Annotated in this window: 2 protein-coding genes and 1 pseudogene; all 3 read right to left on the reverse strand. The window is 62.1% G+C overall.

From position 1 onward, the window contains the following. Nucleotides 1-106: 106 nt before the first annotated feature. Complete coding sequence (locus tag ACTWP6_RS30120) at nt 107-1,129, reverse strand: HIT family protein (protein WP_208675174.1); 1,023 nt, start codon at nt 1,127-1,129, stop codon at nt 107-109. Beyond that, nucleotides 1,129-1,695, reverse strand: a complete 567-nt coding sequence (locus ACTWP6_RS30125; protein WP_407939210.1) for a TIR domain-containing protein — start codon at nt 1,693-1,695, stop codon at nt 1,129-1,131. Before ACTWP6_RS30125 ends, ACTWP6_RS30120 begins: the two co-directional genes overlap by 1 nt. A 30-nt stretch (nt 1,696-1,725) precedes the next feature. Beyond that, a pseudogene (locus ACTWP6_RS30130) lies at nt 1,726-1,864 on the reverse strand (IS256 family transposase); the annotation flags it as partial. Between the last annotated feature and the right edge of the window lie 167 nt (nt 1,865-2,031).

A 2,031-nucleotide genomic window follows, 5' to 3' on the forward strand; every position in this document is an offset into this window, starting at 1 on the left:
GGCTAAAGGTCCGTGAACCGGAGGCGTTCTCGCTGTACGTAGCTGGAATCCGCGGCTTCAATTCGTCGATGCTGTATCTGCCCACGAAAGGCAAGATCGGCGATTCTCACGGCGGCGGCGACTTCGGTTGAGCGGGTACAGGTGCGGGGGACGCCGGCACTGTGCTCACCACGGTCGTGGTCATCGTGGGTCCGTGCGGTAAAGGTATCGCAGCCTTATCGGCAGTGAACGCTGCGGTGACGGCCACTCCGACACCGAGTAACAGCATTGCGCTGTAAAAAGGGGCGATCGACCACGACGTCCACACCTCCCGAGGGGGGAGGTACTTGTCGCGCAACACCTTCCATTTCGCTGCGGCAGGCGCATCGCCGCATTGCGGCTCGTGGGCGTCCGTTGGGTCGAGCGTGAATCGCGGAACCATGCGTTCGGAGCGGCTTACCGCGTTGTAAAGAGCGCGGTAAGCCTTCTCGCTGCGGAGGTAATTCGCGTCGATGTAGGCGAACACGGCAATCAAGAACATTCCCAGCAGGGCGAGCAGCCACACGTGCTGGGTGAGTGCGAACCCGAAAAGTGCAGTGACAACAGGAAGCAGCCACCCCTTCGCGGACGCTGAGGCCGCCGACTGTCGAGTCACCACAGCTTGGATGTAGTCGAGGTGCTTGCGTCGGTCCTCCGGTGACACCTCCGGCTCGACGGGTTTGAGAGAAGACACCGCCGATTTGACCCGGTTGAGCACATCGTCCTTGCGGTCCTCGGAATAGTCCGTCTCTTGCGGCCAGATAGGCCCCATCGCGTCCGCATCGTTCCTAGGGACGAGATGGACGTGTAGGTGGGAAACCGTCTGTGTAGCGGCCGCTCCGTTGGACTGGATGATGTTGAAGCCCTCGGGGACGACCGCCGCCCGAATCGCTTCAGCGAGTCGTAGGACGGCCACGGAGAGCTGCGCGGCCTCCTCGGTGCGCAAGCTCCAGATATCCGGAACGTGGCGACGCGGGATCACCAGTGTGTGGCCTAGTACTGCGGGGTCGGTCGGGAAGAAGGCGACCACATTCGCGTCGCGGTATACCTCGCGCACGTCAGGATCGCTGCGGTCGACGATCTCGCAGAACGGGCATTCCGCTGGAGGCACTACGCGCGTGCTCTCGCCTGGTCCACCCAGCTAGGCAAGTTGGCAGCGAGGTAGGCGTAGGTGGCCTTGGTGTCGATCCGGCCTAGATAGTCATGCTTGGTGGGGTCGAAGACCGGCACGCTCGTGACGCCAGCGACTGCGTCGAACGGGTTAGCCCCCTTGGTGTCGGTGAGCCCCATAGATGACAGCCCGTGGATGTGAACGCCGACGAGGGGCTTCTTGTTGTTCCATGCCTTCTCGATCTCGTACTTGACCCAGGGGCGGTTCGCAGTCTGCTGTCCGATAAGGACGACCACAGCTCGCTTGTACGCCATCTGCTTGTCGATCCAGCTGACTACCGCCTGCCGGCTGTTGCGCCGGACGGTTTCCCACTCTTGCGATCCGAGAGCGGGGCTTCCGTCTACGGCGCCGATATTCCTCACCAGCTGGACGCGGTGAACGTCACGGTCGTAGTGGAACGAATAGAACACCGTCCGTGTACCCAATGCCAAACTCCTGCCGTGATGCGGACCCTTTCTGGCCGCGGTTGAGGGTACCGGCCGGCTCCGACAGTCACTTGGTGTCATATCGAAGATCAACTTTTCGGATGCGCAGGCGAGCGCGACCAGCCCCTTGCGGTGGTCGGCACGCGCTCCCGTCATCACCAGCAAACACGGCGTTTCCTGCTCCAGTCGAACTTTGGGGTGGATTCCGTTGACCCACAGGTAGACGTTAGTCGCTGCCGGCCAGGTCACGGAGCCGGTGGGAGATCGGCTCGACTGGCACCATGTCGGTCAATACCCTAGCAAGCCAGCGGTCCGATCTAATCGGGTAGTTACGCCGTACCCGCGTCGTGTGGCTTACATGTGCGCGATGCATTCCCGCACGATCCGCGGCCCGGTTCCGTGAGTCCGATCAGTAAA

The organism is Mycobacterium sp. 4D054 (genome assembly GCF_052245755.1).
Classification (GTDB): domain Bacteria; phylum Actinomycetota; class Actinomycetes; order Mycobacteriales; family Mycobacteriaceae; genus Mycobacterium.